17 protein-coding genes and 1 tRNA gene are annotated in these 23,949 nt (G+C 65.5%); 13 read left to right on the top strand and 5 right to left on the bottom strand.

Features of this window, described 5'->3' with window-relative positions; all coding sequences use genetic code 11:
- Positions 1-5 precede the first annotated feature (5 nt).
- Positions 6-3,695, bottom strand: coding sequence for a PAS domain-containing sensor histidine kinase (locus EV665_RS24175; RefSeq protein ID WP_133036007.1), 3,690 nt, complete (start codon positions 3,693-3,695; stop codon positions 6-8).
- Positions 3,696-3,936: 241 nt separating this feature from the next.
- Between EV665_RS24175 and EV665_RS24170 the strand changes: the two genes are divergently transcribed.
- The 8 genes from EV665_RS24170 to bcsN all read left to right on the top strand — a co-directional run bounded on the left by EV665_RS24170 (position 3,937) and on the right by bcsN (position 13,921).
- Positions 3,937-4,386, top strand: coding sequence for a phasin (locus EV665_RS24170; RefSeq protein ID WP_064328932.1), 450 nt, complete (start codon positions 3,937-3,939; stop codon positions 4,384-4,386).
- 144 nt (positions 4,387-4,530) lie between these two features.
- A tRNA-His gene (locus EV665_RS24165) sits at positions 4,531-4,607 on the top strand.
- Positions 4,608-4,740: 133 nt separating this feature from the next.
- A complete protein-coding gene (locus EV665_RS24160) occupies positions 4,741-5,316 on the top strand; it encodes a TetR/AcrR family transcriptional regulator (RefSeq protein ID WP_133036006.1) in 576 nt (191 codons plus the stop codon).
- On the top strand, positions 5,313-6,242 hold the full coding sequence (locus EV665_RS24155) for a DMT family transporter (protein ID WP_133036005.1): 930 nt from the start codon (positions 5,313-5,315) through the stop codon (positions 6,240-6,242). Before EV665_RS24160 ends, EV665_RS24155 begins: the two co-directional genes overlap by 4 nt.
- 156 nt (positions 6,243-6,398) lie before the next feature.
- On the top strand, positions 6,399-8,660 hold the full coding sequence (gene bcsA, locus EV665_RS24150) for a UDP-forming cellulose synthase catalytic subunit (protein ID WP_245507812.1): 2,262 nt from the start codon (positions 6,399-6,401) through the stop codon (positions 8,658-8,660).
- Positions 8,653-11,007, top strand: coding sequence for a cellulose biosynthesis cyclic di-GMP-binding regulatory protein BcsB (locus EV665_RS24145; RefSeq protein ID WP_162853149.1), 2,355 nt, complete (start codon positions 8,653-8,655; stop codon positions 11,005-11,007). Before bcsA ends, EV665_RS24145 begins: the two co-directional genes overlap by 8 nt.
- Complete coding sequence (locus EV665_RS24140; protein WP_133036003.1) at positions 11,004-12,962, top strand: hypothetical protein; 1,959 nt, start codon at positions 11,004-11,006, stop codon at positions 12,960-12,962. Before EV665_RS24145 ends, EV665_RS24140 begins: the two co-directional genes overlap by 4 nt.
- Positions 12,963-12,970: 8 nt before the next feature.
- Positions 12,971-13,921 (top strand): cellulose biosynthesis protein BcsN, encoded by a 951-nt coding sequence (bcsN, locus tag EV665_RS24135; RefSeq protein ID WP_133036002.1) that lies wholly within the window; start codon positions 12,971-12,973, stop codon positions 13,919-13,921.
- 3 nt (positions 13,922-13,924) lie between these two features.
- On the opposite strand, the gene EV665_RS24130 is transcribed toward bcsN, so the two are convergent.
- Positions 13,925-14,806, bottom strand: coding sequence for a LysR family transcriptional regulator (locus EV665_RS24130; protein WP_133036001.1), 882 nt, complete (start codon positions 14,804-14,806; stop codon positions 13,925-13,927).
- Positions 14,807-14,911: 105 nt separating this feature from the next.
- Here EV665_RS24130 and EV665_RS24125 point away from each other — a divergent pair, with 105 nt between their 5' ends.
- From EV665_RS24125 to EV665_RS24115, 3 genes are all read left to right on the top strand, one after another.
- Positions 14,912-16,408, top strand: a complete 1,497-nt coding sequence (locus tag EV665_RS24125; RefSeq protein ID WP_133036000.1) for a CoA-acylating methylmalonate-semialdehyde dehydrogenase — start codon at positions 14,912-14,914, stop codon at positions 16,406-16,408.
- A gap of 140 nt (positions 16,409-16,548) precedes the next feature.
- The gene (locus tag EV665_RS24120) at positions 16,549-17,640 is read left to right on the top strand and encodes a YjgN family protein (RefSeq protein ID WP_064328940.1); all 1,092 of its coding nucleotides are present in this window, start codon (positions 16,549-16,551) and stop codon (positions 17,638-17,640) included.
- Positions 17,630-18,706, top strand: a complete 1,077-nt coding sequence (locus tag EV665_RS24115) for a M48 family metallopeptidase (protein ID WP_064328941.1) — start codon at positions 17,630-17,632, stop codon at positions 18,704-18,706. Before EV665_RS24120 ends, EV665_RS24115 begins: the two co-directional genes overlap by 11 nt.
- Positions 18,707-18,761: 55 nt before the next feature.
- On the opposite strand, the gene EV665_RS24110 is transcribed toward EV665_RS24115, so the two are convergent.
- Complete coding sequence (locus EV665_RS24110) at positions 18,762-19,805, bottom strand: Fe(3+) ABC transporter substrate-binding protein (RefSeq protein WP_064328942.1); 1,044 nt, start codon at positions 19,803-19,805, stop codon at positions 18,762-18,764.
- Between the two features lie 180 nt (positions 19,806-19,985).
- On the opposite strand from EV665_RS24110, the gene rirA reads away from it, so the two are divergent.
- A complete protein-coding gene (gene rirA, locus EV665_RS24105) occupies positions 19,986-20,447 on the top strand; it encodes an iron-responsive transcriptional regulator RirA (RefSeq protein ID WP_064328943.1) in 462 nt (153 codons plus the stop codon).
- Positions 20,448-20,563: 116 nt separating this feature from the next.
- Here the strand turns inward: rirA and EV665_RS24100 are convergent, their stop codons facing one another.
- Together EV665_RS24100 and EV665_RS24095 are read right to left on the bottom strand one after the other, a co-directional pair.
- The gene (locus EV665_RS24100) at positions 20,564-20,971 is read right to left on the bottom strand and encodes a response regulator (protein ID WP_064328944.1); all 408 of its coding nucleotides are present in this window, start codon (positions 20,969-20,971) and stop codon (positions 20,564-20,566) included.
- A 125-nt stretch (positions 20,972-21,096) separates the two neighbouring features.
- The gene (locus EV665_RS24095; RefSeq protein ID WP_064328945.1) at positions 21,097-21,816 is read right to left on the bottom strand and encodes a helix-turn-helix transcriptional regulator; all 720 of its coding nucleotides are present in this window, start codon (positions 21,814-21,816) and stop codon (positions 21,097-21,099) included.
- Positions 21,817-22,306: 490 nt separating this feature from the next.
- Here EV665_RS24095 and EV665_RS24090 point away from each other — a divergent pair, with 490 nt between their 5' ends.
- Complete coding sequence (locus tag EV665_RS24090) at positions 22,307-23,902, top strand: ABC transporter substrate-binding protein (RefSeq protein ID WP_064328946.1); 1,596 nt, start codon at positions 22,307-22,309, stop codon at positions 23,900-23,902.
- Positions 23,903-23,949 lie beyond the last annotated feature (47 nt).

Here is a 23,949-nt window from a genome sequence, read left to right as displayed (position 1 = left end):
TCGGCTCAATCTGCCAACACGCGCGGCGAGGGAAAGATCACTTCGACCAGCGTGCCCTCGTTCGGCGTAGAGCTGATGGCGAAGTTCGCCCGGTTGGCATCGACCATCGCCTTGGTCAGCGGCAGGCCGAGGCCGGTGCCGTCGCCACGCTTGCGCGCGCCCGTCGTCACCTGCCGGAACGGTTTCATCGCCTGTTCCAGTTCGCTGCGCGTCATGCCGACGCCGGTGTCGCGGATGCGCAGCACGACGCTGCCGTTCGCCTCATAGGCCGTCGACACGACGATCTGCCCGCCCGACGGGGTGAAGCGGATGGCGTTCGACAGGATGTTGAGCGCGATCTGCTTGATCGAGCGCATGTCGGCGACGATCTGCGGCACATTGGCTGAAAGCGAGGTGCGGATGATGACGCGCTGGGCATTCGCCTGCGGCTGCACCAGCGAGACCGCCTCGGCGATCGTCTCGTTGAGGCCGACGGCGGTGAATTCCAGCTCCATCTCGCCTGCCTCGATCTTCGAAATGTCGAGCAGGTCGTTGACGATATCGAGCACATGGCGGCCGGAGCGGCCGATGTCGTTGGCATATTCGATGTAGCGCGGATGGCCGATCGGTCCGAAGCGCTCCGTCGCCATCATGTCGGAAAAGCCGATGATAGCATTGAGCGGCGTGCGGATCTCGTGGCTGACGCGGGCGAGGAAATCGCTCTTGTGGGCATTCGCCGTCTCGGCGGCCCGCTTGGCGTTGCGCAGCTCCTCTTCCGTGCGTTTCCACTGGGTGATGTCGCGGATGACCGCGCAGTAGCCGGCGGAGGAGGAAAGGCGACCCATGGTCATGAAGAGCGGGATGAAGCCGCCAGCCGCCTCGCGGCCGATGACCTCGCGCCCGTCATTGAGCACGCTCGCGACGCCGTGGCCGGCAAGGCCGGCGAGATAGTCGAGCACCGCCTTCTGGCTTTCATGGGCGAACAGCATGGCGAAGGGCCGGCCGCGCGTCTCGTCCTCGTCGTAGTTGAAGAGGGCGCTGGCCGAGCGGTTCATCGAGCGGATGTCGCCATCCTGTCCGACGACGACGACGCCGTCGGTCGCCGTTTCGAGGATCGAGCGCAACTCGCTGACCTCGATGCGCAGCGCGGCGGCCGCCGTCTGGTCGGCATTGCGTTCCTCGGCCTCCGCCGCCGGGGCAGGCGCCGTCTCGACCAGCGAGAGCGCCGGCTTGGTGTGCAGCGGCGTCAGCGCCAGCATCAGCGCCGTGCCATCCTCCCAGCGGATCGACTGCAGGCGGGCGTGCACGGCGCTCGTGCTCTCGCCATCGGCATGGCGCAGCGCCATGGTGCCGTCGCCGTCCTCGGCATCCTCGTCGGGGCCGGCCAGGAGGATATCGAGCCCGCCAGAGGCCTCGAGGTCCTCGATACTGGCATAGCCCGTCAGGCGGAAGAATTCCGGATTGGCATGGATGAGCCGGTCGCCGACATGCACCAGCAGCGCGACGGGCAGCACGTCGACGACGGCGGCGGTCAGGCCGTAATCCATCTGCCGGCGCGGCGGGGCGATGGCGGTGCGCGCCTCGGCCTGTGCCTCGCTCAGGAGATCGTCGGCATGCGGGCCGATTTCGAGGCCGGGCACTTCCGCGTCGGTTTCCTCGGCGACAGGCGTGGCGCCGGTAGCCTCGTCGCCCTCCGACGTTTCCGGCCGGGCGTCGTGGATCGTTTCGTCCGGCTGTTCGCCGCCCGCCGCCGTTTCCATGACCTCGGCCGACGGCTGGTCCTCCGGTTTGCGCTTGCCGAAGGTCTCGCCGAGCTGGCGGGCGATCTCGCGGAAGGCGGCCTGCTCGCCGGTCGAAAGGCCGTCGAAAAGACCGCCGCGATTGCGCCGGGTTTCGAGCTGCACGATCTTGTCGGATTGCCGGCGGGCCGGGGTCTCGACGAGGCGCAGCGCCGGGCGCTCGCCGCGGAAGGCATCCTGCTCGTCGTCGGGCGCCGCCTGCGTGTTCTCGCCATCGGCGGCGGCGGCTCCTGCCTCCTCCGTTTCGGTGGGCTCTTGCGTTACCGGGGCCGGCTCTTCCGCACGAGCCGCCTCGTACGGCATGCCGGAGGCAGCATCTGCCGTGTCCGCGGCGTCTGCTAGAGCGTCCTCCGCCATGTCGGGCGTATCGCCCAGCTCCTCCGCCGCGCTCTCCAGGAGCGTGCCGGCTTCTTCGGCGAAGACCTCCTCCATCTCCACGGACGGATCTTCAGCAGCGCTGGCGAGCGCCAGGCCGCGGGCGTGCGGATCGGGGGCAGCATCGGCGATGCGCACGATGCCGAAGCCGCGGAACCCGTCGAATTCCCGGTTGCGCGAATAGGTCGGCAGGGCCGCGAGATCGACGGGCACGACGAGGTTGGTGCCTTCGGCCGGCCACAGGATCGTCTTGCCGGACCAGGTGTCGCGGCGGCGCAGGAGGTCGCCGATCTTGCCCTCGGGGTCGAGGTCGAAGCGTGCGGCGACGTCGGAGAAGCGCTCGCCGGCGATCCCGGCGGCGTGTGGGCCTACGGCGGCGGCGAATTCGTCCGAAATCTCGCTGAACCGGCCCTCCGCATCGATCTTCCAGACGAAGCGGATCGGTCGGCCCTGCGGATTGAAGAGGAAGCCGGCCTTCGTGTTGCCCGTCCCGCCATTGTCCGCGACAGGCGTTTCCCGGTCGGCACCAGCCTCACCCGCATGCGCCGCAACGTGCTCCTCGACGATGGCATCAGACAGGCTTTCGGCTGGTTCACCGGCCTGCGGAAGATCGCCGGAGGCCAGCGCCTCGATGGCGTCGTCGTCGGAAGCGGCGATGGGCTCCACGGGGGAGGCCGAGGGCACGGCGCCGTCGATTGCCGCCTCGTCCTCGGCACGGCTGGCTTCGGGATCGGAAACCCGCTCCGCCGCCTCGACGATCTGCTCGTCCCGAACCTGTGTCTCCTCGGCAGGCGCCGGGATTTCGGTGTCCGCCGTCGCTGCCGCCGGCGTCTCGGCAACGGGTTCCGCCGCGCCCCCATCGGGGTCGAGATGGCCGAGGATCGTTTCGACGGCGAAGAGCAGGTGGAGCGGCGGATCGGCGGCGATGCGGCCGATGGCGGCGGGAAGGTGGCCGCGGCCGGTGGCGATCGGGCGCTTGACGAGCCGCTCGGCGCTGCGCCCGGCGGCCTCGACGAGGGCGCGGCGCGTTTCCGGGCTGATGGAGAGCCCGTCGAACCCGTCCGATGCGGCGACGATCGCGCCGGCACCGTCGAGCACGGCCATGTGCGTGTCCGGGTCGTCGAAGCCGGTGAGCATGGCGGCGGCGGCCTCCTGCGGGCTCTGCCGCCCGGTGTCGACGGGCGCACTGAACAGCATCGCGTCGTCGCCGGGACGGATGGTGACGCTCTCGACGGCGGCCGTCACCGGCACGCTGCGAAAGCCGCTGCCGATGCGCATGAGGAAGGTGCGTCGATCGCCCGGCACCTGCACCTGCCGGGCGGTCGCGACCAACTGGCGGAAGGCGACGTCGGCGCGGTCCGGCCCGGCATCGAGGAAGTCATAGATATTGTCATGGCCGAAGAGGGCCGCGCCGCGGCCGTTGGCCCAGAGCACGCGGGCCATGTCCGTGGAAAACAGCACGACCGCCTCGCCCCGGGCGAAGGGCAGGCGCACCCGTTCATGGACGGCGACGTCGATAAAGGGATACTGCTTTGCGGACATGTTCAGGCCTGTCTCAATCCGGCGTCCCGGCTTTCGATTAACACTTTATTAATAGCGGCGCACCGGCGGAGGGTCCAGCGCCCGGCCCGCAAAGCCCCGGGCTTTCGGGCAGAAGGGTTAACGGCCTCGCGACTTATTGTGCGATGCACAATTTTGTTGCAATGCGAAAGAGGATCGATTATATAGAGGCCATCCAAGAACACGGCGCCTCTAGAGAGGGCCAAACCAAGGAGCGCAGACAATGGCTACCAAGAAGACCGACGACGTATTCTCCATCGCATCCATCGACCCGAGCAAGTTTTCCGAGAGCTTCCGCGAATTCGCCGAAAAGGGCGCCTCGCAGACCAAGGAAGCCTATGCCAAGATGAAGGAAGCTGCCGAAGACGCCACCAAGACCGTCGAAGCGACGCTCGAAAGCGCCCAGGCCGGCTCCGTCGAACTCGGCCTCAAGGCCATCGAAGCGCTGCGCACCAATGCCGAGAACTCGCTTTCGCACATGGAAGCCCTGCTCGGCGTGAAGTCCGTTTCCGAACTCTTCGAACTGCAGACCGCCTTCCTGCGCAAGCAGGCAGAAGTTGCCGTCGAGCAGGCCAGGACCCTGCAGGAAACCTCCAAGAAGGTTGCCGAGAAGGTCGCCGCTCCCGGCAAGTCTGCCGCCGAGAAGGCCATGAAGTCCTTCAAGACCGTCTGAGCACCGTCTGGTGCGGGGCTGGACCCCATGATAAAATGGCCGGGCAGTCGCTCGGCCATTTTCATTTGAGCGCTTGCAAAAAACGCTTGAAAAATGGTGCGGCTCCCCTTATGTGACGCACCAAGCGCGCAGGACGCGCCGTGTGCGGTTGTAGCTCAGTTGGTTAGAGCGCAGGTTTGTGGCACCTGAGGTCAGTGGTTCAACTCCACTCAACCGTACCACTTCTTCTCCCTTGAAATCCGGATGTCTGCAGTTTTCCCGCGGGACGGCGCCGTTTTGGCGATGCCTTGCCTGTGCCCTCTTGACTTGCGTAGAAAATAGGTAGATCGGTCTACATAATTTGTGGAGAGGCCGATGGGTAAGCGAGTGCCTGCGCGCGAGCGTCTGCTGAAGGCGGCGGCCGAGCTGTTTTACCGGGATGGGGTGGGGGCGACGGGGATCGATGCGATCACGGCGCATGCGGGCGTCGCCAAGATGAGCCTCTACAACAACTTCTCCTCCAAGTCCGATCTCGTGAACGCCTACCTCGAGGCGCGCCTTGCGGAATGGCATGGGGTTTGCGGCGAACGGCTGGCGAAGGCCGGGACGCCGGGGGAGCGGTTGCTGGCGGTCTTCGATTCCTATGTCGACCATGCCGAACGCGCCTATGACTGGGGATTTCGCGGTTGCGGCCTGCTCAATGCCGCCGCCGAACTGCCCGTCGGCGATGCCGGCCGGGCGACGGTGGCACTGCAGAAGGAGGAGGTCGAGCAATTCTTCAGGACCTGTCTGCGCGAAATGAAGCCCGATGGCGGTGCCGCGATCGACACGGTGGCGGAACACCTGTCCTTCGTGCTGGAAGGCGCCATGGCCCGCGCCGGTCTCGACGGGCATGACGGGCGGTTGAAGGCGGCCCGCAGGATCGCCATCTCGATCATGGACCAGCTATGAGCCCCACCGATCTTGCGGCGCCGTCCTCCCTCCGTCCGAACCGGCTCTGGGCGCTCGGCATCCTCGTCCTTCTCGAGGCGGCACTGGTCGTGAGCTGGAGCGCGGGCTTCATCGGCGTGCGCTTTGCCAGCGACCATGCGCCGATCTTCCTCATCCTCTTCTGGCGAAGCCTCGTGTCCGGGCTGGTGCTGCTGCCCTTCGCGCTCGCCCTGGGGCCGAGGATGCGCGGCAGGGACATCGCCTTCCAGATGCTGCTCGGCGCGCTGGCCATGGCTGGCTATCTCTCCGGCTTCGCGCTGGCGATCGGCCTCGGCGTGCCCACCGGCCTCGTCGCGCTCATCACCGACATGCTGCCGCTGGCCGTCGCCTTCCTGTCCTGGCCCATTCTCGGCCAGGCGCTGACGGGTCGCCAGTGGATCGGTTCGTTCATCGGCCTTGCCGGCGTGCTCATCGCCTCCGGCTGGTCGCTGGAGGTCGGCCATGTGCCGCTCTGGGCCTACGGCCTTCCCGTCCTCGGCACCCTGTCCCTGGCGCTGGCGACGCTCCTGCAGAAGCGCAGCCCGGTCAATGCCATGCCGGTCTATCAGAGCCTCTGCATCCAGTGCCTGTCGGCGGCCGCGATCTTCGCCGTGCCGGCCTGGCACGAGGGCGGCGTGCTTCCGGTTCTCGACCGGGGCTTCATCGGTGGCATCCTCTGGCTCGTCTTCGTCGCGACCTTCGGTGCCTGGAGCCTCTATTATCTCGCGCTTCGCAAATCCTCACCCGCCCGGGTGACCGCCGTCCTCTATCTCAGCCCGCCGGTGACGATGGTCTGGGCCTGGCTGATGTTCGGCGAGCCCCTGTCCTGGGCCATGGCCGGCGGGCTGGTCGTGTCCCTCGCCGGCATTCTCATCGTGGCGAAATCGCAGGCACCCGCTCGCCCCTGACACCGCGTAAACCCTTCCTTTACCACGCTTTTGACGCCGTTCCCGATTTGGCACTCCATTAGGAATCCATTGACCAATGAATCCCTAGTGTCATCCCGTTCCTGTGTGGGACCGGTCCGCATGACGCGCTGCCGCGATGCAAATGGGGTTCTTCAAATGCACATGACGTGCGTCAAGTGGCTGGCGGTTCCCGCCGGCATGTTCGGGCTGTTCCTTCTCTGGCTGCCGATCAGTCTTCAGGCACAGCTCATTCTAAGTTTCGCCGTGCTCGGCGTGATGTTCCTGGCGATGACCCGCCCGAAGAACACCACCTTCCGGCTCGTCACCTTCATCTTTGCCGGCATCCTCGCCATGCGCTATGCCTTCTGGCGCACGACAGAGACGCTGCCGAGCATCCACGAACCGCTGAACTTCATTCCCGGCCTGATCCTCTATCTGGCGGAAATGTACTGCCTCGCCATGCTGGCGATCAGCTTCTTCATGCTGGCCGATCCCGTAAAGCGCGAAAGCCCGGAGGCGGGCGATGCGGCGAGCCTGCCGACCGTCGACGTCTTCATCCCGTCCTACAACGAGGAGCCGGAGCTGCTTGCCGGCACGCTCGCGGCGGCGAAGTCGCTGCTCTATCCGAAGGACAAGCTGAACGTCTATCTGCTCGACGACGGCGGCACGGAAGCCAAGCGCAACCACAAGGATCCGCGCATCTCGATCGCGGCGATCCGCCGCCACGAGCAACTGAAGGCGCTCTGCGCCTCGCTCGGCGTGCACTACCACGCCCGCAAGCAGAACGACCACGCCAAGGCCGGCAATCTCAACGAGGGGCTGAAGGTCTCGAACGGCGAACTCGTCGTCGTCTTCGACGCCGACCATGCGCCGGTGCGCGAGTTCCTGCGCGAGACGGTCGGCTACTTCCGGCAGGACAAGAAACTCTTCCTCGTCCAGACGCCGCACTATTTCCTCAACCCGGATCCGCTCGAAAAGAACCTCCAGACCTTCGCGCGCATGCCTTCGGAAAACGAGATGTTCTATTCGATCCTGCAGCGCGGGCTCGACAAGTGGAACGCCTCGTTCTTCTGCGGCTCGGCGGCGGTGCTGCGCCGCTCGGCGCTTGCGGCGGCGAACGGCTTTTCCGGCCAGTCGATCACCGAGGACTGCGAGACGGCGCTGGCGCTGCATTCCAAGGGCTGGCACAGCCTCTATGTCGACAAGCCGCTGATCGCCGGCCTCCAGCCGGAAACCTTCGTGTCCTTCATCGGCCAGCGCGCCCGCTGGTGCCAGGGCATGCTGCAGATCCTCATCCTCAACCGGCCGTTCCTCGCCAGGGGCCTGACGCTCGCCCAGCGCATCTGCTATGCCGGCATCAACCTGTTCTGGCTGTTCCCGCTGTCGCGGCTCGCCTTCGTCTTCTCGCCGCTGCTCTACATCTTCTTCTCGCTGGAGATCTACCAGGCGAACATCCTGGAATTCACCTCCTATGCGGTGACCTACCTCATCGGCTCCTTCGCCATGCAGAGCTATCTCTACGGCCGCGTGCGCTGGCCCTGGGTCTCCGAGCTCTATGAATATGTCCAGTCGGTGCTGCTCTTCGGCTCGATCGTCAGCGTGATCCGCAATCCGAGAAAGCCCACCTTCAACGTCACGGCCAAGGGGCAGACGCTCGACCGCAGCATGCTGTCGCCGCTCGCCCGGCCCTATTTCATCATCTTCTTCCTTCTTCTGGCGGCCGCACTCTATTCCGGCTACCGCTTCCTGACCGAGCCGGTCGCAACCGAACTCCTGATGATCGTGGCGGGCTGGAACCTTATCAATCTCGGCCTTGCCGGGGCCGCCCTCGGCGCCGTCGCCGAGCGCCGCGAGCTGCGTCGCAACCAGCGTCTGCCGGTCAAGCGCCATGCGCTGATGAAGGCCGACGGCAAGCTCTGCAACATCATCATCCAGGATGCCTCCTTCGGCGGCGTCTCGGTGGAATTCGTCGACAAGGCGCCGGAGATCGACCTTGAAAACCCGCTCGAAGCGACGATCGAGCTTCGTCGCGCCGGTCAGGTCATCACCTTCGACGTCGTCTGCCGTTCCAGCCGCGCTGCCGGCGAGGGCGCGGTGCACGGCTTCGCCTACAAGGAGCGCACGCCGGAAACCTTCCTGGCGATCGCCGAGCTGATGTATTCCGACCAGGCTGTGCTGCAGGAGCGCATCGCCCGCCGCCAGGTGCGCCGCAGCTTCTTCTGGGGCACCTCGCGCTTCGCCCTCTGGAGCATCCGCGAGACGCTGCGGGCGTTGCAATATTCCGCCGGCCTCATCCGCGAAAGCGCCGTCCAGTCCTTCGCCGATGCCCCCATCGTGGTGAAGGAAAACAATGCCAAGATCCCCGGCCGCGCAGCCGACCTGCCGCCGGTTCTCACAGGAACCCAGGCCTATGGCTAAGACATTTCTTCTCGGAACGCTGGGGCTTGCGCTCCTCGTCGCCTCCGCCGCCCCCGGCCGGGCCGGGGACCTGGTGGCCGACGCCGTCATGCCGCTTCTCGACGGTACGGCGCTTGCCGGCGGCCTGCTGCCCCAGCCGGTAGAGGCCGAGAAGGCCACGACGGCGCAGGATACCGCCGCCACCATGCTCGTGCCCTTCGAACAGTCGGCGGGCGCCTTCACGCTCTCCGGCGAGGATGCCGTCGCAACCTTCACCTTCAGGCTCGACGGCCCGCAGGTCTCCGCCGGCGGCGTGCTGAACCTTGCCTATATCAATGCCGTCTCGGTGCTTCCCGACACGGCGAAGGTGGATGTCGAGGTGAATGGTCGGGAGATCGGCAGCTTCGCCATCGCCGCGCCGAACGGCACGCTGACGCAGACGATCGCCGTCGCCCCGGAATATCTCCGGGCCGGCCGCAATGTCGTGCAGGTCCGCGCCCGGCAGCATCACCGGGTCGATTGCTCGCTCGATGCGACCTATGAACTCTGGACGAAGCTCGACCCGGCGCTGAGCGGCTTTGCCACCGGTGTTGCGGCGCCCTTCACCGATTTCGACAGCCTGCTCGCCGTTCGCCGCAACGCGGCGCAGCGCACGGAGGTCCGCGTCGTCGTGCCCGGCGCGTCCGGTGCCGAGGCGCTGAACGAGGTCGCACCGGTGCTGCAGGCGCTCGTGCTGTTCCTGAACCGCGACGACGTGACCGTATCGGTCGCGGACAGGCCGGGCACGGGTCCCGGTATCGATCTCGTCATGGCCATGGACCGCAGCGGTGCCGGCGTGCTTTCCGGGCTCGGCCTCTCGGCCGCCCCGCGCGGGCTTTCCGTGCAGGCCGGCGCCTCGCCCGATCGCGCCGCGGTCGTGATGCGCGCCGCCGGCCTCGGCGATGTCAACGCGGCCGTGCTTGCCGCCGTGAAGGGGCCGATGGCCGACGGGCTTAAGTCCGGCATCTTCGAGAAGGGCAGGGGCGTGATCACGGTCGATGCCGGCGAGCGCCGCACGCTCCGGGAGGCGGGCTACCAGACCCGCGTCTTCTCCGGCCGCCTCTCGCGCACCGAATTTGCCGTGGAGATGCCGGCGGATTTCTATCCGGCGGAATATGCGACGCTCGATCTGCGACTCTCCGCCGCCACCTCGCCGGGCCTCGATCAGACCGCCCAGCTTCTCGTGCGCGTCAACGACAAGGTCGTGAAGAGCTATCCGTTCCGCAACCGCGCGGGCGAGCAGTTCGACGGCAAGCGCATCGAACTGCCGCTGCGCGCCTTCCGCCCCGGCGCCAACCGTGTGGAATTGCTGGCCGAGCTGCCGATCGCGGCGGATGCCGCCTGCCGGCCGGAAGAACGCGACGACGGCAAGCCGCGCTTCATCCTGCTCGACACCACGGCCATCGAGGTTCCCGCGCTCGCCCGGGTCGGCCGGCTGCCCGATCTCGCCGCGCTTGCCGGCAAGGCCTATCCCTATGGCGGCGGCAAGGCCTTCGATCTCGTCATCGACCGGGCGGATCACCAGTCGGTCGGCGCCGGGCTGACCATGCTGTCGCGCCTCGCCCTTTCCGCCCGTGCGCCGCTCAACGCGCGGATCGCCATCGGCGCGCCCGCCGAGGGCACCGGCCGGGATGCGCTGGTCGTCGCCTCGCAGAACGATTTCGCCGAGCTCGGCACGGCGGACAAGGCGGCTTTCCCGACTACGGACGACATCGGCGCCTCCGTCGCCGATCTCCTGAAGCCCGATACGCTCGTCACCGCCTCGGTATCCGGCGCTGCGACGGGCAACGAGACCGCGGATCTCCTGCAGGCCTTCCACGATTCGACGGCGGGCGGAGAGGATGCGCTTTCCTTCGGCGACCGGGCGCAGCGCTGGCTCGCCGCCGCGACGAACAGTTTCGGCCGCTGGCTGAACTATGAGGGCGAGGATGCCACGCGGCTTTCGCCCCACGATAAAGGTTCGCTCGTGACGCTCTCCCAGATGCGCTCGCCTGATGGGCTGGCCACCTGGACCGTCATCAAGGCCGATGCGCCGCGGGATGTGGAGGCGGGCGTCAACCGGCTCGTCGAACCCGCCGTCTGGCGCGACCTCCAGGGTGGCACCGCGGCGATCGAGACGGCGGGCCTTGCGCTCGTCAGCCTGCCGGCCGCCGATCGCTACATCGCCGACCTGTCGGACCGCAGCCCCGGCAACCTGCGCCGGGTCGCGGCCGCCTGGTTCTCCGACAATTTCCAGATCTATGTGCTGCTCGTGCTCGCCTGCCTCGGCGCCTTCGCCGTCTGGCTCGGGCTGATGGTGCCGAAGAAGGGCGTGAGGTCCGACCGATGAGAGCGCTGTTCCTTGCGACCCTGCTGCTCGGCTCCTCGGCGCTGTCATCGATGGCGCTGGCGGCCGATGCCAAGGCCGGCCCCGACGCGGTGGAACTGGCCGCGCTCTATTATTATGCCGGACAGAAGCAACAGGACCGGCTGGAGGCAGAGACGAACCGGCTGCGGCTGAAATATCCGGATTTCGTGGTGCCTGCCGACGTCTATTCGCCGGCCGCCCGGCAGGTGGATGAAAGCGCGCTCTGGGCGCTCTACGACAAGAACGATTTCACCGGCATCGAGGCCGAGATCGGCCGCCGCCGCTCGGAAAACCCGGAATGGACGCCGAGCGCGGATTTTTCCGGAAAGCTCGCCCGCCGCAAGCAGCGCGTCGAGATGATGGCCGCCACCGCCCGCAAGGACTGGATGGGCGTCATCGAAGCCGGCAAGGCCGTCGATCCTGCAAGGGAGACGGAAGTCGATCTCGTCTGGATGCTGCTCGATGCCTATGCGCAGACCGGGGCGAAGGATGCGCTGTCGGGTGCCTATCGCGGCCTGCTCTTCCGGCAGGGCGACAAGCGCCTGCCGGAAGAGCAGATCCTCACCACCCTGCAGAAGTCGACGCGCGATTTCCCCGCCGGGGACGTGCGCGAGGCGATGCGCCTGCTGGCGACCTCGCCGCTGCTGCAGGCCGGTCTGCAACCCGTCGAGCTCGATCTCACCCGCAAGGACGTCGCAGACTTCAATGCGGACGCGACGCGCCAGGCACCGATTGCCGAAGGCGAGGTCGGCACGCTGCGGGTGGCGGCGGAACGGGGCGAACGTCTCGAAGACCTCTCGCTGCTCGGCTGGTACGACCTGAAGCTCAAGGCGCCTGAAAATGCCGAGCGCTGGTTCAAGGCGGCGCTCGCAAAGCGCCGCGACGCGGAGAACGCCAAGGGCCTTTACCTCTCGCTCGCCGCGCAGAACAAGCAGGACGAGGCCTATGCCGTCGCGGAAGATTATATCGACGATCTCTCCGCCGACCCGGAATTCCTGATGAATGCGCTGTCGCTGCGCTTCTCCAAGCCCGACCAGCCGGATGCGGATGTCAGGACCGTCACCGCCTATAGCAATGCCATCCTCGCGACGTCGAATGCCGACCATGCGGAAATCCTCGCCTGGTATGCCTACAATTCCCGGCAATACGAGGCGGCGAAGGCCTGGTTTGAAAAATCGCTCGACTGGGAAAGTGCGCCGGTGCGCGTCAAGGGCCTCGCCCTCAGCCTGCTGCGCCTCGGCGCCAGGAAGGACTATGCCGCGCTGGAGGCAGAGTACTGCGCGATCTATCCGGAGATCTGGGCCGAGATCAAGGTCGCGACCCCGCCGAGGGGCCGGCGCAGCGTCGCCGTCGAGATGCCCGTCGCCTCCGCCACGAGCGGCGGCACCGGCTACCTCGCGCATTTCAAGGCGAAGCGCTTCAGCGCCTGCATCAAGGACATCTCCGCGCTGGAAGCGCGCGGCGCGATCTCCGCCGATGCCATGCTGATCAAGGGTTGGTGCCATCTCGAACTGAACCGGCTGGCCGAAGCCCGCTACGCTTTCGAGACGGCGCTCGGCAACAGCCGCACGCAGGCGGAAGCCGCCTATGGCGCGGCGCTCACCCTGCTGCGCGGCCGGCTGACGGACGATGCCGAGGCGATGATCGGCCTCTATCCGCTTACGGAAAAGCGCGATCGCGAGGTGCGGGCCGAGATCTACTGGCAGCGTGCCCGCTCGGCCTTCGACCACAAGCAGTACCAGCGCGTGCTCGATGCGCTGAACGCGCGCGCCAGCCTCGTCGCCGAGCCGGCCGATCTCAGCCAGCTGCGCGGCTGGGCCTACTACCATCTCGGCAATCGCGGCCAGGCGCAGGCGGTCTTCGCGCGGCTCAACATGCATCTCTACGACCCGGCGGCCGCCCGCGGCCTCGCCGTCTCCACGGCCCCCATCCGATAGGTTCCTTCATGCGCTGGCTGCTTCTCGCTGCACTTCCGCTCCTTGCCACGGGCTGCACCGCCGTGCACGACCCGTTCCTCGAAACCGGCTCCATCCGGCCGGATGCGCCGCCGATATCGACGGAGGTCTCGCCGGAATTCGCCGCCGCCTACCTGCCGTCGATCTCCGGGCGCATCGAAAGCGTGCGACAGACGGTGCGCGGCGAATTCTTCGAGCAGGCGATCGTCTATTCCAACGCGACGGCCTCCGCCGGCGAGAACGTGCTGACGGTGCGGGTCGGCACGCCCGCCGAGGGCGTCGCCTTCCTGCGCGCGCCGACGCGGCGGGCGATCCTTGCCGAGATGCGGCAGGCCTTGCCTGATGTCGCCATGAAGATCAACGCGGCTGCCGGCCAGAACATGCACGGCGTCTACGGCTATGCGACGGGGCCGCTCGGCACCTCCGGAAGCTGCCTCTATGCCTGGCAGTTCGCCAAGCGGACGGCGCCGCCCAGCGAAACGGCGATGGGCCGCATCGGGGACGGCAATTATTCCGCGCAGGTGCGCCTGCGCTTCTGCCATCCCACCATGCCGGAGGAGCGCATCGCCGCACTGATGGGCGGCATGCGGCTGAAGCCGGTGACACGCCAGACCTTCGACATGCTGCGCTATGCCGGCGGCAGCAGTGTCCTGCGCAGTCAGCCCGTATCAGTGCGCGCCGAGCCCGTGGCGATGATCGACGATGGCGCCGAGCCGCGCCATACGCCGAAGCGCCGGGTTGTCGAGGAGAAGCGGGTGGAGGAGCCGGCCGTCATCCGCAATGCCGTGCGCGTGCCGCTCCCGGGCGAAGCCGGCCAGGAGAAGATTAAGATCGCCGCCGCCGAAAAGCCGGTGGAAAAGGTCGGGGACAGGCAGACGCCTCGGGCCAGAAGCGCATTGGTGCCGCTGCCCGAGACGGCCGCGCTCACCGCGGGCGACTGACGCTCACAGGAAGATGTGGTGCTCCTGCTGCACGATCTCCTGCACGAACTCGGCGACGGTGCGCACGCGCGTCAGGTCCCGCGCGCTTTCGTGCCAGGTCGTCCAGTAGGCACGGCGGATGGCGGTGCCGGGCAGCAGGCGGACGAGCTCGTCATATTGCCGGGCAATGTAATCGTGCAGGATGCCGATGCCGGCGCCGGAACGCACGGCCTCCGTCTGGCCGGTGGCGCTGGAAATCTCGAAGCCCGCATCCCAGCTACGCATGATCTCGCCCGTGAAATTGAGCGAGGCGGTGAAGATCAGGTCCTCCACATAGCCGACCCGCCGATGGGCCTTGAGGTCCTCGACGGTTTGCGGCGTGCCGTTCTCTTCGAGATAGGCGCGCGAAGCATAGAGGCCGAGCGTATAGTCCGTCAGCTTGGAGGAGACGAGGCGCCCCTGTTCCGGGCGTTCCAGCGTGATGGCGATGTCGGCCTCGCGCTGGGAGAGCGAGAAGGAGCGCGGCACCGGCACGAGCTGGATCTTCAGCTCCGGATGGCGCGCCGTCAGCCGGCCGAGGCGCGGCGCGAGGAAGGAGACGCCGAACCCGTCCGGTGCGCCGACCCGCACCGTGCCGGCGACGGCGGTATCGATGCGGCCGATGCTCGCCTGCACCGTCAGCATCTCGGTCTCCATCCGTTCGGCTGCGCGCAAGAAGGCCTCGCCCTCGGCGGTGAGCTCGCAGCCATTGGTGCGGCGGATGAGGAGGCGCGTCTTCAAGGCCTCCTCCAGCGCGCTGACCCGGCGGCTGAGCGTGGCATGGTTCACGCCGAGGCGGCGGGAGGCGGCGAGGATCTGCCCGGTGCGGGCCACCGCCAGGAACATGCGGGCGTCATCCCAGTTCATCTTTGCCTCCGGCTTTAATTTCTGCACAACGGTTCCTTATCCAAGGTGATTGAGTTGTGCAAATTGAAGTGCGATGATCCTCTCACAACAAACGGAGGACTCCCCATGTACGAGATCGGCCATTTCATCAACGGCGAGAAGGTCGCCGGCACCAGCGGTCGCACCGCAAACGTCTACAACCCGGCGACGGGCGAGGTTCAGGCGACGGTCGCGCTCGCCAGCGATGCGGATCTCCAGGCCGCCATCGACAGCGCCAAGGCCGCGCAGCCGAAATGGGCCGCCACCAACCCGCAGCGCCGCGCCCGCGTCTTCATGAAGTTCGTCGAGCTTCTGAACCAGAACATGGACGAGCTTGCCCTGCTGATCTCGCGCGAACACGGCAAGACCATCGAGGATTCGAAGGGTGACGTCATCCGCGGCCTCGAAGTCTGCGAATTCGTCATCGGCATTCCGCACCTGTCCAAGAGCGAATTCACCGAAGGCGCCGGCCCGGGCATCGACATGTATTCGATCCGCCAGCCGGTCGGCATCGGCGCGGGCATCACGCCGTTCAACTTCCCGGGCATGATCCCGATGTGGATGTTCGCCCCGGCGATCGCCTGCGGCAACGCCTTCATCCTCAAGCCGTCCGAGCGCGATCCGTCGCTGCCGATCCGCCTTGCCGAACTGATGATCGAAGCCGGCCTGCCGGCGGGCATCCTCAACGTCGTCAACGGCGACAAGGGTGCGGTCGACGGCATCCTGGCGCATCCGGACATCGCCGCCGTCTCCTTCGTCGGCTCCACGCCGATCGCCCGCTACGTCTACGGCACGGCCGCCGCCAACGGCAAGCGCGCCCAGTGCTTCGGCGGCGCGAAGAACCACATGATCATCATGCCCGACGCCGACCTCGACCAGGCCGCCAACGCCCTGATCGGCGCCGGCTACGGCTCGGCGGGCGAGCGCTGCATGGCGATCTCGGTCGCCGTGCCGGTCGGCGAGGAAACCGCCAACCGCCTCATCGAAAAGCTGACGCCGATGATCGAGAGCCTGCGCATCGGCCCCTATACCGACGAGAAGGCCGACATGGGCCCGGTCGTGACCAAGGAGGCCCAGGCGCGCATCCTCGGCCTCATCGACAAGGGCGTTGAGGAAGGTGCAAACCTCGTCGTCGACGGCCGCGGCTTCAAGCTGCAGGGCTATGAGGACGGCTATTTCGTCGGCGGCTGCCTGTTCGACAACGTCACGCCGGACATGGAAATCTACAAGACCGAGATCTTCGGCCCGGTCCTCTCCGTCGTTCGCGCCAAGAACTACGAGGAAGCCCTCGACCTGCCGATGAAGCACGAATACGGCAACGGTGTCGCGATCTACACCCGCGACGGCGACGCTGCCCGCGACTTCGCCAGCCGCATCAACATCGGCATGGTCGGCATCAACGTTCCGATCCCGGTTCCGCTCGCCTACCATTCCTTCGGCGGCTGGAAGTCCTCGGCCTTCGGCGACCTCAACCAGCATGGCACGGACTCGATCAAGTTCTGGACCCGCACCAAGACCGTGACGAGCCGCTGGCCGTCCGGCATCAAGGGCGGTGCGGAATTCTCCATCCCGACGATGAAGTGATCCGTTCGACCGGATAGGATTGAAGGGGCTCCCGCATGGGGGCCCTTTTCATTGCCGGTTTTTTGTGCTCCGCGAAGAATAGCCATACGGCCCGGCCCGTTAAGCCCTCGTGTTCTATGCATTTGGAAGGGGCAAACGACATGGCATTTGCAGCATCCGCTGCGCCCGCGGGACAGGCGGGCGGCTTTCACCGCATCACGTTTACCGGCAAGGCGTCGGAATATTTCGGCATCTGGATCGTCAATGTGCTGCTGACGATCCTGACGCTCGGCATCTATTCGGCCTGGGCGAAGGTCCGGCGCAACCGTTACTTCTACGGCAACACCGTGCTGCTTGGCCGATCCTTCGAATACCATGCCAAGGGATTGCAGATCCTCATCGGGCGCCTCATCGTTCTCGGCGCCTTCGTCGTGCTCAACATCATCGCGACGCTGGTGCCGATCCTCGTCCTGCTGCCGACGCTGGTCGTGCTGATCGCGCTGCCCTGGCTCGTCGCCAAGGGGTTGCGCTTCAGCGCGCGCGTCACGAGCTATCGCAATGTGCGTTTCGATTTCGTCGGCGGCGCGGGCGGGGCCTTCAAGGCCTTCATTCTCGGCAGCCTGCTCGCCGTCATCACCATCGGCATCCTCACGCCGCTCGCCAGCCGCTGGGTGTCGCGCTATATCGGCTCGAACCTGCGCTACGGCGGCAAGGCTTTCGATACGGATCCGAAGCTCGGCCCGCTCTACAAGTCCTGGCTCCTGTCGCTCCTCATCGTCATCCTCGGCCTCGGCATCATCGCCCTGATCGCCTTTCTCAACCTGCCGCTCATCCTGGCGATGATCGAAACGCCCGGTGCGCTGTCGCCGGAACAGCAGATCCCGCTCTTCATCGCCGGTGCGATCGGTTACATCGTGCTCTTCGCCACCTTCGGCATTTCGGGTCTCTTCTACCGCGCGGGCGTGCGCAACATCGCCTGGTCGGCAACGACCTTCGATGGCCAGCACCGCATGCTGAGCGACGTCTCGCGCACCCGCTACACCTGGATCGCCATTTCCAACGTCATCGTCACGCTGCTGACCTTCGGTCTGATGCGGCCCTGGGCAGCGGTGCGCATGGCGCGCTATACATGGGAGCATACCGGCGTGAACTTCACGGGTGACATCGGTGAACTGTTCAGCCGCATCGAGGCGCAGGGCTCGGCCGTCGGCTCGGAGTTCATGGACTTTGAAGGTTTCGACTTTGGCTTCTGACAACGCCACCATCGTCGGCGGAGACTGGCATCCCGCCGGCTCCAGCCGCTCGGTCGAGGCCCGCCTGGTCGAGCGGGCCGGGGAAATCGCGGCCGTGCCGGTCGGCGGAGAAAAACCGCTTGCCGGCGCAGGCCTCTCCTGGGTCGAGATTTCCGGCCGCGTCGGGGCCATCCCGCGCCGGGTGACCTTTCCCGATGGCTCGGTCTTCGAGACCTGGGACAATGACGGCATCGACCGCTACCTCGCCGCGCGCGGCAAGGGCGGTGCCGGCCTCGTGCACTGGCTGGAACAGTTCCGGCTCCGTCTCGTCGTCGTCGTGCTCGCCGCCTTCGTGCTCGGCGGCGCGGTCTATCGCTGGGGCGTGCCGGCGCTTGTCGAGCTCGCCATCCTCACCACGCCGCCGATCGTGCCGCAGCTGATGGCGCAGGGCACGCTGGAGGCGCTCGACCAGACGACCTTCTCGCCGACGAAGCTGACGGACGGCCGCCGCAAGGAGATCGCCGATGGTTTCGCGCGCATCGCCGCCCAGTCGCCGCGCGGGGCAGGCGCCTACAATCTCAACTTTCGCGACGGCGGCGTGATTGGCCCGAACGCCTTCGCGCTGCCGGACGGCACGCTCGTCATCACCGACCAGCTCGTCGAGCTGGCGGGCACCGACACGGAAATGATCGTCGGCGTGCTCGCCCACGAGATCGGCCATGTCGAACTGGAGCACAGCCTGCGCCAGTTCTACCGCGCCGCCGGCATGACCGGCCTCATCATGCTGATCGCCGGCGATGTCGGCTCGGCGGTGGAGGACGTGCTGGTGCAGGGCGGCGGTCTGCTCGCGCTCTCCTATTCGCGCAGCGCGGAAGCGGAAGCCGACCGGCGCTCGGTCGAGCTGATGGCGAAGGCGGGCTTCGATCCCGCAGCGATCGCCCGCTTCTTCGGCCTCCTGGAGGAAAAGCTCGGCGACAAGGGGAACACCAACATCCTCTCCACCCATCCGGGCACGCCGCAGCGCAAGAAGGACATCATCGACTACAGCCGGATCATCACCGGCCAGTCGGATCCGGACCTGCAATAACGAAAACGGCGGCCCGAGGGCCGCCGTTTCCTATCGCCTTGGAAGGCTTGCATGATTACTGCGACGGGCCGTCGTTGAAGCCGACCTTGTCCACCAGTTCCGACGCCTTCTTGCGGTTCGCCGCGATGTCGACGAGCGGCAGGGCATCCGGCTTCAGCGTGCCGAAGGACTTGACGATGTCGGAGGGCTCGGCGCCCGGCAGGACCGGGTATTCGTAGACCTGCTCGGCATAGATCTGCTGCGCGGTGCCGGCCGACAGGAATTCCATCAGCTTCAGCGCATTGTCCTTGTTCGGGGCGTTCTTGGCGAGCGCCATGCCCGAGACGTTGACATGCGAGCCGCGGTCGCCGGCATTCGGGAACAGCACCTTGATGGCGGCCGCCCAGTCCTTCTGCTCCGGCTCCTTCTCGTTGGTCATCATCAGACCGACATAGTAGGAGTTGCCAAGCGCGATGTCGCATTCGCCGGCGAGGATCGCCTTGGCCTGGTCGCGGTCGCCGCCGTCAGGCTTCTTGGCGAGGTTGTTCTTCAGGCCCGTCAGCCATTTTTCGGCTTCGGCTTCGCCGTGGTGGGCGATCATCGAGGCGATCAGGCCGATATTGTAGGAGTGCTGGCCGTCACGGGTGCAGATCTTGCCCTTCCACTTCGGGTCGGCAAGCTCCTCATAGGTGATCTCGTCCTGTGCGACGCGGTCCTTGGACGCGTAGACGACGCGCGAGCGCGTGGTCAGGCCGAACCAGTCGCCGTCCGGATCGCGATACTGGGCCGGGATGTCCTTGTTGATGACGTCGCTCTGGACCTGCTGCGTGACGCCGCCTTCCTTGGCTTCCGTCAGGCGTGCGATGTCGACCGTCAGGATGACGTCGGCCGGCGAGTTCGCACCTTCCGCCTGGATGCGCTCCACCAGGCCCTTGTCGAGGAAGAGCACGTTGGTGGTGATCCCGGTTTCCTTGGTGAATTCGTCGAGCAGCGGCTTGATCAGGTCCGGCTGACGGTAGGAGTAGATGTTGACTTCACCATCTGCAAAGGCGGGTGCGGCAAGCGCCAGACCGGCTGTCGAGAGGGCAAGGGCGGCGAGGGACGTCTTAAGCAGTTGCATCTGGTCCTCCTGGGTGCATTTATTCTTAACTGCTAAAGTCGTGTTTAACGGCTTGCCCCCCGCAGTCAACCGTGCGATCCCTGCCATAACATGAATGTGATTTTCCGCTTTTTGGAATTGTTCTAAACAGTGAAGTATCCTATATGTGTTTGGACTTGAAAACCGGATTCGGAGTTCCCGATGCGTCTGACGAAACAAACCAACTATGCGGTGCGCATGTTGATGTACTGCGCGGCGAATGGTGACAAGCTCAGCCGCGTTCCGGAAATCGCCAGGGCCTACGGTGTCTCCGAGCTGTTCCTGTTCAAGATCCTCCAGCCGCTGACGCGCGCCGGCATCATCGAGACCGTGCGCGGCCGCAATGGCGGCGTGCGCCTGCCGAAGCCCGCGTCGGAGATCACGCTGTTCGACGTCGTGCGCGTGACGGAGGATTCCTTCGCCATGGCCGAATGTTTCGAGGCGGGCGAGATCGAATGCCCGCTGGTCGACAGCTGTGGCCTGAACTCGGCGTTGCGCAAGGCGCTGAACGCCTTCTTCGAGGTGTTGCAGCAATATACGATCGACGATCTCGTCAAGGCCCGCCCGCAGATCGGCATGCTGCTCGGCCTGGAAGACGTGGTCGCGCGCCAGCCCGCCGCCTGAGGCCAATAGGCCTTTCCGCTTTCTTCCATTGTGGAAAAACCCGGCCTTTCCGACATCGCGTGATGTCGGACCGGACCGGTTTCACATTTCTCTGGAATTGCACCAGGCGCCGGCGATCATTCTCCGGCGCTGATGTCGTGCTTGACGTATTCCCTGAGGATGAACTCGATGGCCGTCGGATCGAGCTCGGCCTTGTCGATGCGGAAATCGACGCCGTAGTCGTCGATCTTCTGGAAATAGGCATCGCTGATCGATGAGGAAATGACGCCGACCGGGCCGATATAGCCGTTGCGCCTCAGTTCCGGCACGGTCTCGCGAAAGTCCGCCTGGGGCTGGAGGCGGTTGTCCATCAGGATCATGTCGAGCCGCACGCCGGCCGCGCGGATGAAATCCAGCGCCGCCTCCACCGTCTCTACATAATGCAGGGTGATCGCATAGCTCGTCACCTTGCGCATCAGCGCACTGAGGATGACGTTTTCCGCGGGGTCGTCATCGACGAGCAGGATATGCACGGTTGCGGTCATGGCGGTGAGTGAACCTGATTGCATCGAATGGTTGGCCGGAGGCCGCGGTTACTCTCATCCAGGCCGCGACCATTAACAAGTCCCTAACTCTGCTATCCCCGGCATCGCGGCGATGTTTTGCGACGTTACTGGATGATCTGCTCGCGGATCGCCTTCGCCACCATCTGCGTGCGGTTCACCACGTCGAGTTTTTTCAGGATCGTAGCCGTGTGCGAGTTCACCGTATGCTCGGAAACCGAGACGATGAGAGCGATCTCGCTGGCCGTCTTGCCGTAGGAGATCCAGCGCAGGATTTCCGTCTCGCGCGGCGTCAGGCCCATGCCCGCCTTGTTGGCGAGCACCTTGCGATAGAAGTAGTCGAAGGCGCAGTTCGCCTCGTAGCAGATCTCGTAGTGGGCATTGCGGCCGATATCCTCGCCGTCGCCGAGGAAAAGCACCACATAGCGCGTGCCGGCGATGGAGTGGACCGGAATGGCGAGGGCCATGTCGAAGCCGATCTGCTCGAGGAAATCGCTGCTGCCGGCCGCGCCGTTCTCCGCCGGATCGTCTCCCAGCCAGACGGTGGGGATCGTCGACTTGTAGAAGCTCTTGAAGATGGCGGAATCGTTGAGGCGGTGGCGCTTGTCATAGGCTTCGGCAAGGCCGGCCGGCAGGTCGTGCAGCACGAGGCGGCCCGCAAGGTGACTGGTCTCGTGCTCGTTGGCCAGTTGCAGGATGCCGAAATGCTCGAAACCGTAGCGCAGTGCCAGGGTATGGAAGATGCGAAAGAAATCGACGCGATTGAGAGCCTTCTCAAGATCGCTTTCGAAATCATAGCGCCGGTAATGTTTGTTCAAGACGGGCACGTGGTCTCTATCCCTGGGATTCCACGCGTTCAAATCTAACGCCACAATCTCTGGCGGCAAAGGGTTTTGCCGGACAATTTCGTGGGGGCGGGCCACTTTTTTGCGGCCGTTCAGTCAAGCTTTTGAAAATAAAGGAAAAATAAAAGAAGGGCTGCCCTCCGCTCTCTTCGTCCCGCCCTGCCGCCACAGGGAAGGACAGCGAAGGGCAGCCCCTCTTGCCTCGTTGTCCCGTTATGGCACGCCGCCTGTACCGCCGCTATCCATTCAGGTCGGGATTGACAGAGCCGGGGGTAGGTGATTCGGAATGCTTTTGAAGCCGTTTCTAATGCTGTGGAGAATAATCTTCCGCGGTTTTTTCCGGTTGGACAAATTTGTTCGCGGACTTATTGCAATCCTGCGGCAAATGTCGTTCCATCCCCGGCAAGGTCGGGGCCGGAAGTGCACCCGAGCCTGCACAAGAGAACAAAAAAGCAAACCTGGGAAGCTCACTATGAAAAAGCTGACTACTCTCCTCGCAGCGACGGCGCTTGCCTCGTTGATGGGTACGGCCGCCTGGTCGAAGACCTTCGTCTACTGCTCGGAAGCGTCGCCGGAAGGCTTCGATCCCGGTCTTTATACCGGCGGTCAGACCTTCGATGCCGCAGCGCACACGGTTTACAACCGGCTGGTGGAGTTCAAGCGCGGCACGACCGAGATCGAGCCTGCACTGGCCGAGAGCTGGGACATTTCCGCTGACGGCAAGGAATACACCTTCAAGCTCCGCAAGGGCGTGAAATTCCAGACGACCGAGTACTTCACCCCGTCGCGTGAGCTGAACGCCGACGACGTGATCTTCTCCTTCGAGCGCCAGTACAAGGAAGACAACGCCTGGAACAAGTACGTGCCGGGCGCGTCCTGGGAATACTTCTCCGGCATGGGCCTGCCCGATGTCATCGAGAAGATCGAGAAGGTCGACGACCTGACGGTCAAGATCACGCTGAAGCGCCCGGAAGCGCCGCTGCTCGCCAACCTCGGCATGCCTTTCATCTCGATCGTCTCCAAGGAATATGCCGACAAGCTGCAGGCTGACGGCAAGATGGAGCTGATGAACCAGCAGCCGCTCGGCACCGGTCCGTTCACCTTCGTCGCCTATCAGCCGGATGCCGCCATCCGCTACAAGGCCAACCCGGATTACTGGGGCGGCAAGCAGCCGATCGACGATCTCGTCTTCGCGATCACCACGGATGCCGCCGTTCGCGCGCAGAAGCTGAAGGCCGGCGAATGCCACCTGATGTCCTACCCGAACGCCGCTGACGTCGCCGAGCTGAAGGCCGATCCGAACCTGCATATCTCCGAGCAGGCCGGCCTCAACGTCGCCTACCTCGCCTACAACACGCTCGTCGCGCCGTTCGACAAGGTCGAGGTCCGCAAGGCCCTCAACATGGCGGTCAACAAGCAGGCCATCGTCGACGCCGTCTTCCAGGGCGCGGCAACGGTCGCCAAGAACCCGATCCCGCCGACCATGTGGTCGTACAACGATGCCGTCGAAGACGACAAGTACGATCCGGAAGCGGCCAAGAAGATGCTCGAAGACGCCGGCGTCTCCGGCCTCAAGATGAAGATCTGGGCGATGCCCGTCGCCCGTCCCTACATGCTGAACGCCCGCCGTGCAGCGGAACTGATGCAGGCCGACCTTGCCAAGATCGGCGTCGAGGTCGAGATCGTCTCCTATGAATGGGCCGAATACCTGAAGCTCTCCTCCGACAAGGACCGCGACGGTGCGGTCATGCTCGGCTGGACGGGCGACAACGGCGACCCGGACAACTTCCTCGACACCCTGCTCGGCTGCGATGCCGTCGGCGGCAACAACCGCGCGCAGTGGTGCCACAAGGAATTCGACGACCTGATGACGAAGGCGAAGGAAACCGCCGATGTCGCAGAGCGCACGAAGCTCTATGAGGAAGCCCAGGTGATCTTCAAGCGCGAAGCGCCGTGGAACACCATCGACCATTCGCTCGCCGTCGTTCCGATGAGCAAGAAGGTTTCGGGCTTCGTCCAGTCTCCGCTCGGCGACTTCGTCTTCGAAGGCGTGGACATCGCCGAGTAATATCGGCTACGAGAAAGCGCACGCCGCAAAGAGCGTGCAGTGGCCGG

Origin of the sequence: Shinella granuli, from assembly GCF_004341885.1 — a bacterium.
Lineage (GTDB): Bacteria > Pseudomonadota > Alphaproteobacteria > Rhizobiales > Rhizobiaceae > Shinella > Shinella granuli.
The sequence above is the reverse complement of the archived record's forward strand: the minus strand, read 5'-3'. Positions and strand labels throughout refer to the sequence as shown.

What these genes read in the sequence shown, in the direction of transcription:
- EV665_RS24110 (WP_064328942.1), bottom strand. Translation starts at nt 19,805, where the DNA reads ATGCAACTGCTTAAGACGTCCCTCGCCGCCCTTGCCCTCTCGACAGCC.
- EV665_RS24145 (WP_162853149.1), top strand. Translation starts at nt 8,653, where the DNA reads ATGGCTAAGACATTTCTTCTCGGAACGCTGGGGCTTGCGCTCCTCGTC.
- bcsA (WP_245507812.1), top strand. Translation starts at nt 6,399, where the DNA reads ATGCACATGACGTGCGTCAAGTGGCTGGCGGTTCCCGCCGGCATGTTC.
- EV665_RS24125 (WP_133036000.1), top strand. Translation starts at nt 14,912, where the DNA reads ATGTACGAGATCGGCCATTTCATCAACGGCGAGAAGGTCGCCGGCACC.
- EV665_RS24100 (WP_064328944.1), bottom strand. Translation starts at nt 20,971, where the DNA reads ATGACCGCAACCGTGCATATCCTGCTCGTCGATGACGACCCCGCGGAA.
- EV665_RS24175 (WP_133036007.1), bottom strand. Translation starts at nt 3,695, where the DNA reads ATGTCCGCAAAGCAGTATCCCTTTATCGACGTCGCCGTCCATGAACGG.
- EV665_RS24155 (WP_133036005.1), top strand. Translation starts at nt 5,313, where the DNA reads ATGAGCCCCACCGATCTTGCGGCGCCGTCCTCCCTCCGTCCGAACCGG.
- EV665_RS24170 (WP_064328932.1), top strand. Translation starts at nt 3,937, where the DNA reads ATGGCTACCAAGAAGACCGACGACGTATTCTCCATCGCATCCATCGAC.
- EV665_RS24090 (WP_064328946.1), top strand. Translation starts at nt 22,307, where the DNA reads ATGAAAAAGCTGACTACTCTCCTCGCAGCGACGGCGCTTGCCTCGTTG.
- EV665_RS24160 (WP_133036006.1), top strand. Translation starts at nt 4,741, where the DNA reads ATGGGTAAGCGAGTGCCTGCGCGCGAGCGTCTGCTGAAGGCGGCGGCC.
- EV665_RS24130 (WP_133036001.1), bottom strand. Translation starts at nt 14,806, where the DNA reads ATGAACTGGGATGACGCCCGCATGTTCCTGGCGGTGGCCCGCACCGGG.
- EV665_RS24120 (WP_064328940.1), top strand. Translation starts at nt 16,549, where the DNA reads ATGGCATTTGCAGCATCCGCTGCGCCCGCGGGACAGGCGGGCGGCTTT.
- rirA (WP_064328943.1), top strand. Translation starts at nt 19,986, where the DNA reads ATGCGTCTGACGAAACAAACCAACTATGCGGTGCGCATGTTGATGTAC.
- EV665_RS24140 (WP_133036003.1), top strand. Translation starts at nt 11,004, where the DNA reads ATGAGAGCGCTGTTCCTTGCGACCCTGCTGCTCGGCTCCTCGGCGCTG.
- bcsN (WP_133036002.1), top strand. Translation starts at nt 12,971, where the DNA reads ATGCGCTGGCTGCTTCTCGCTGCACTTCCGCTCCTTGCCACGGGCTGC.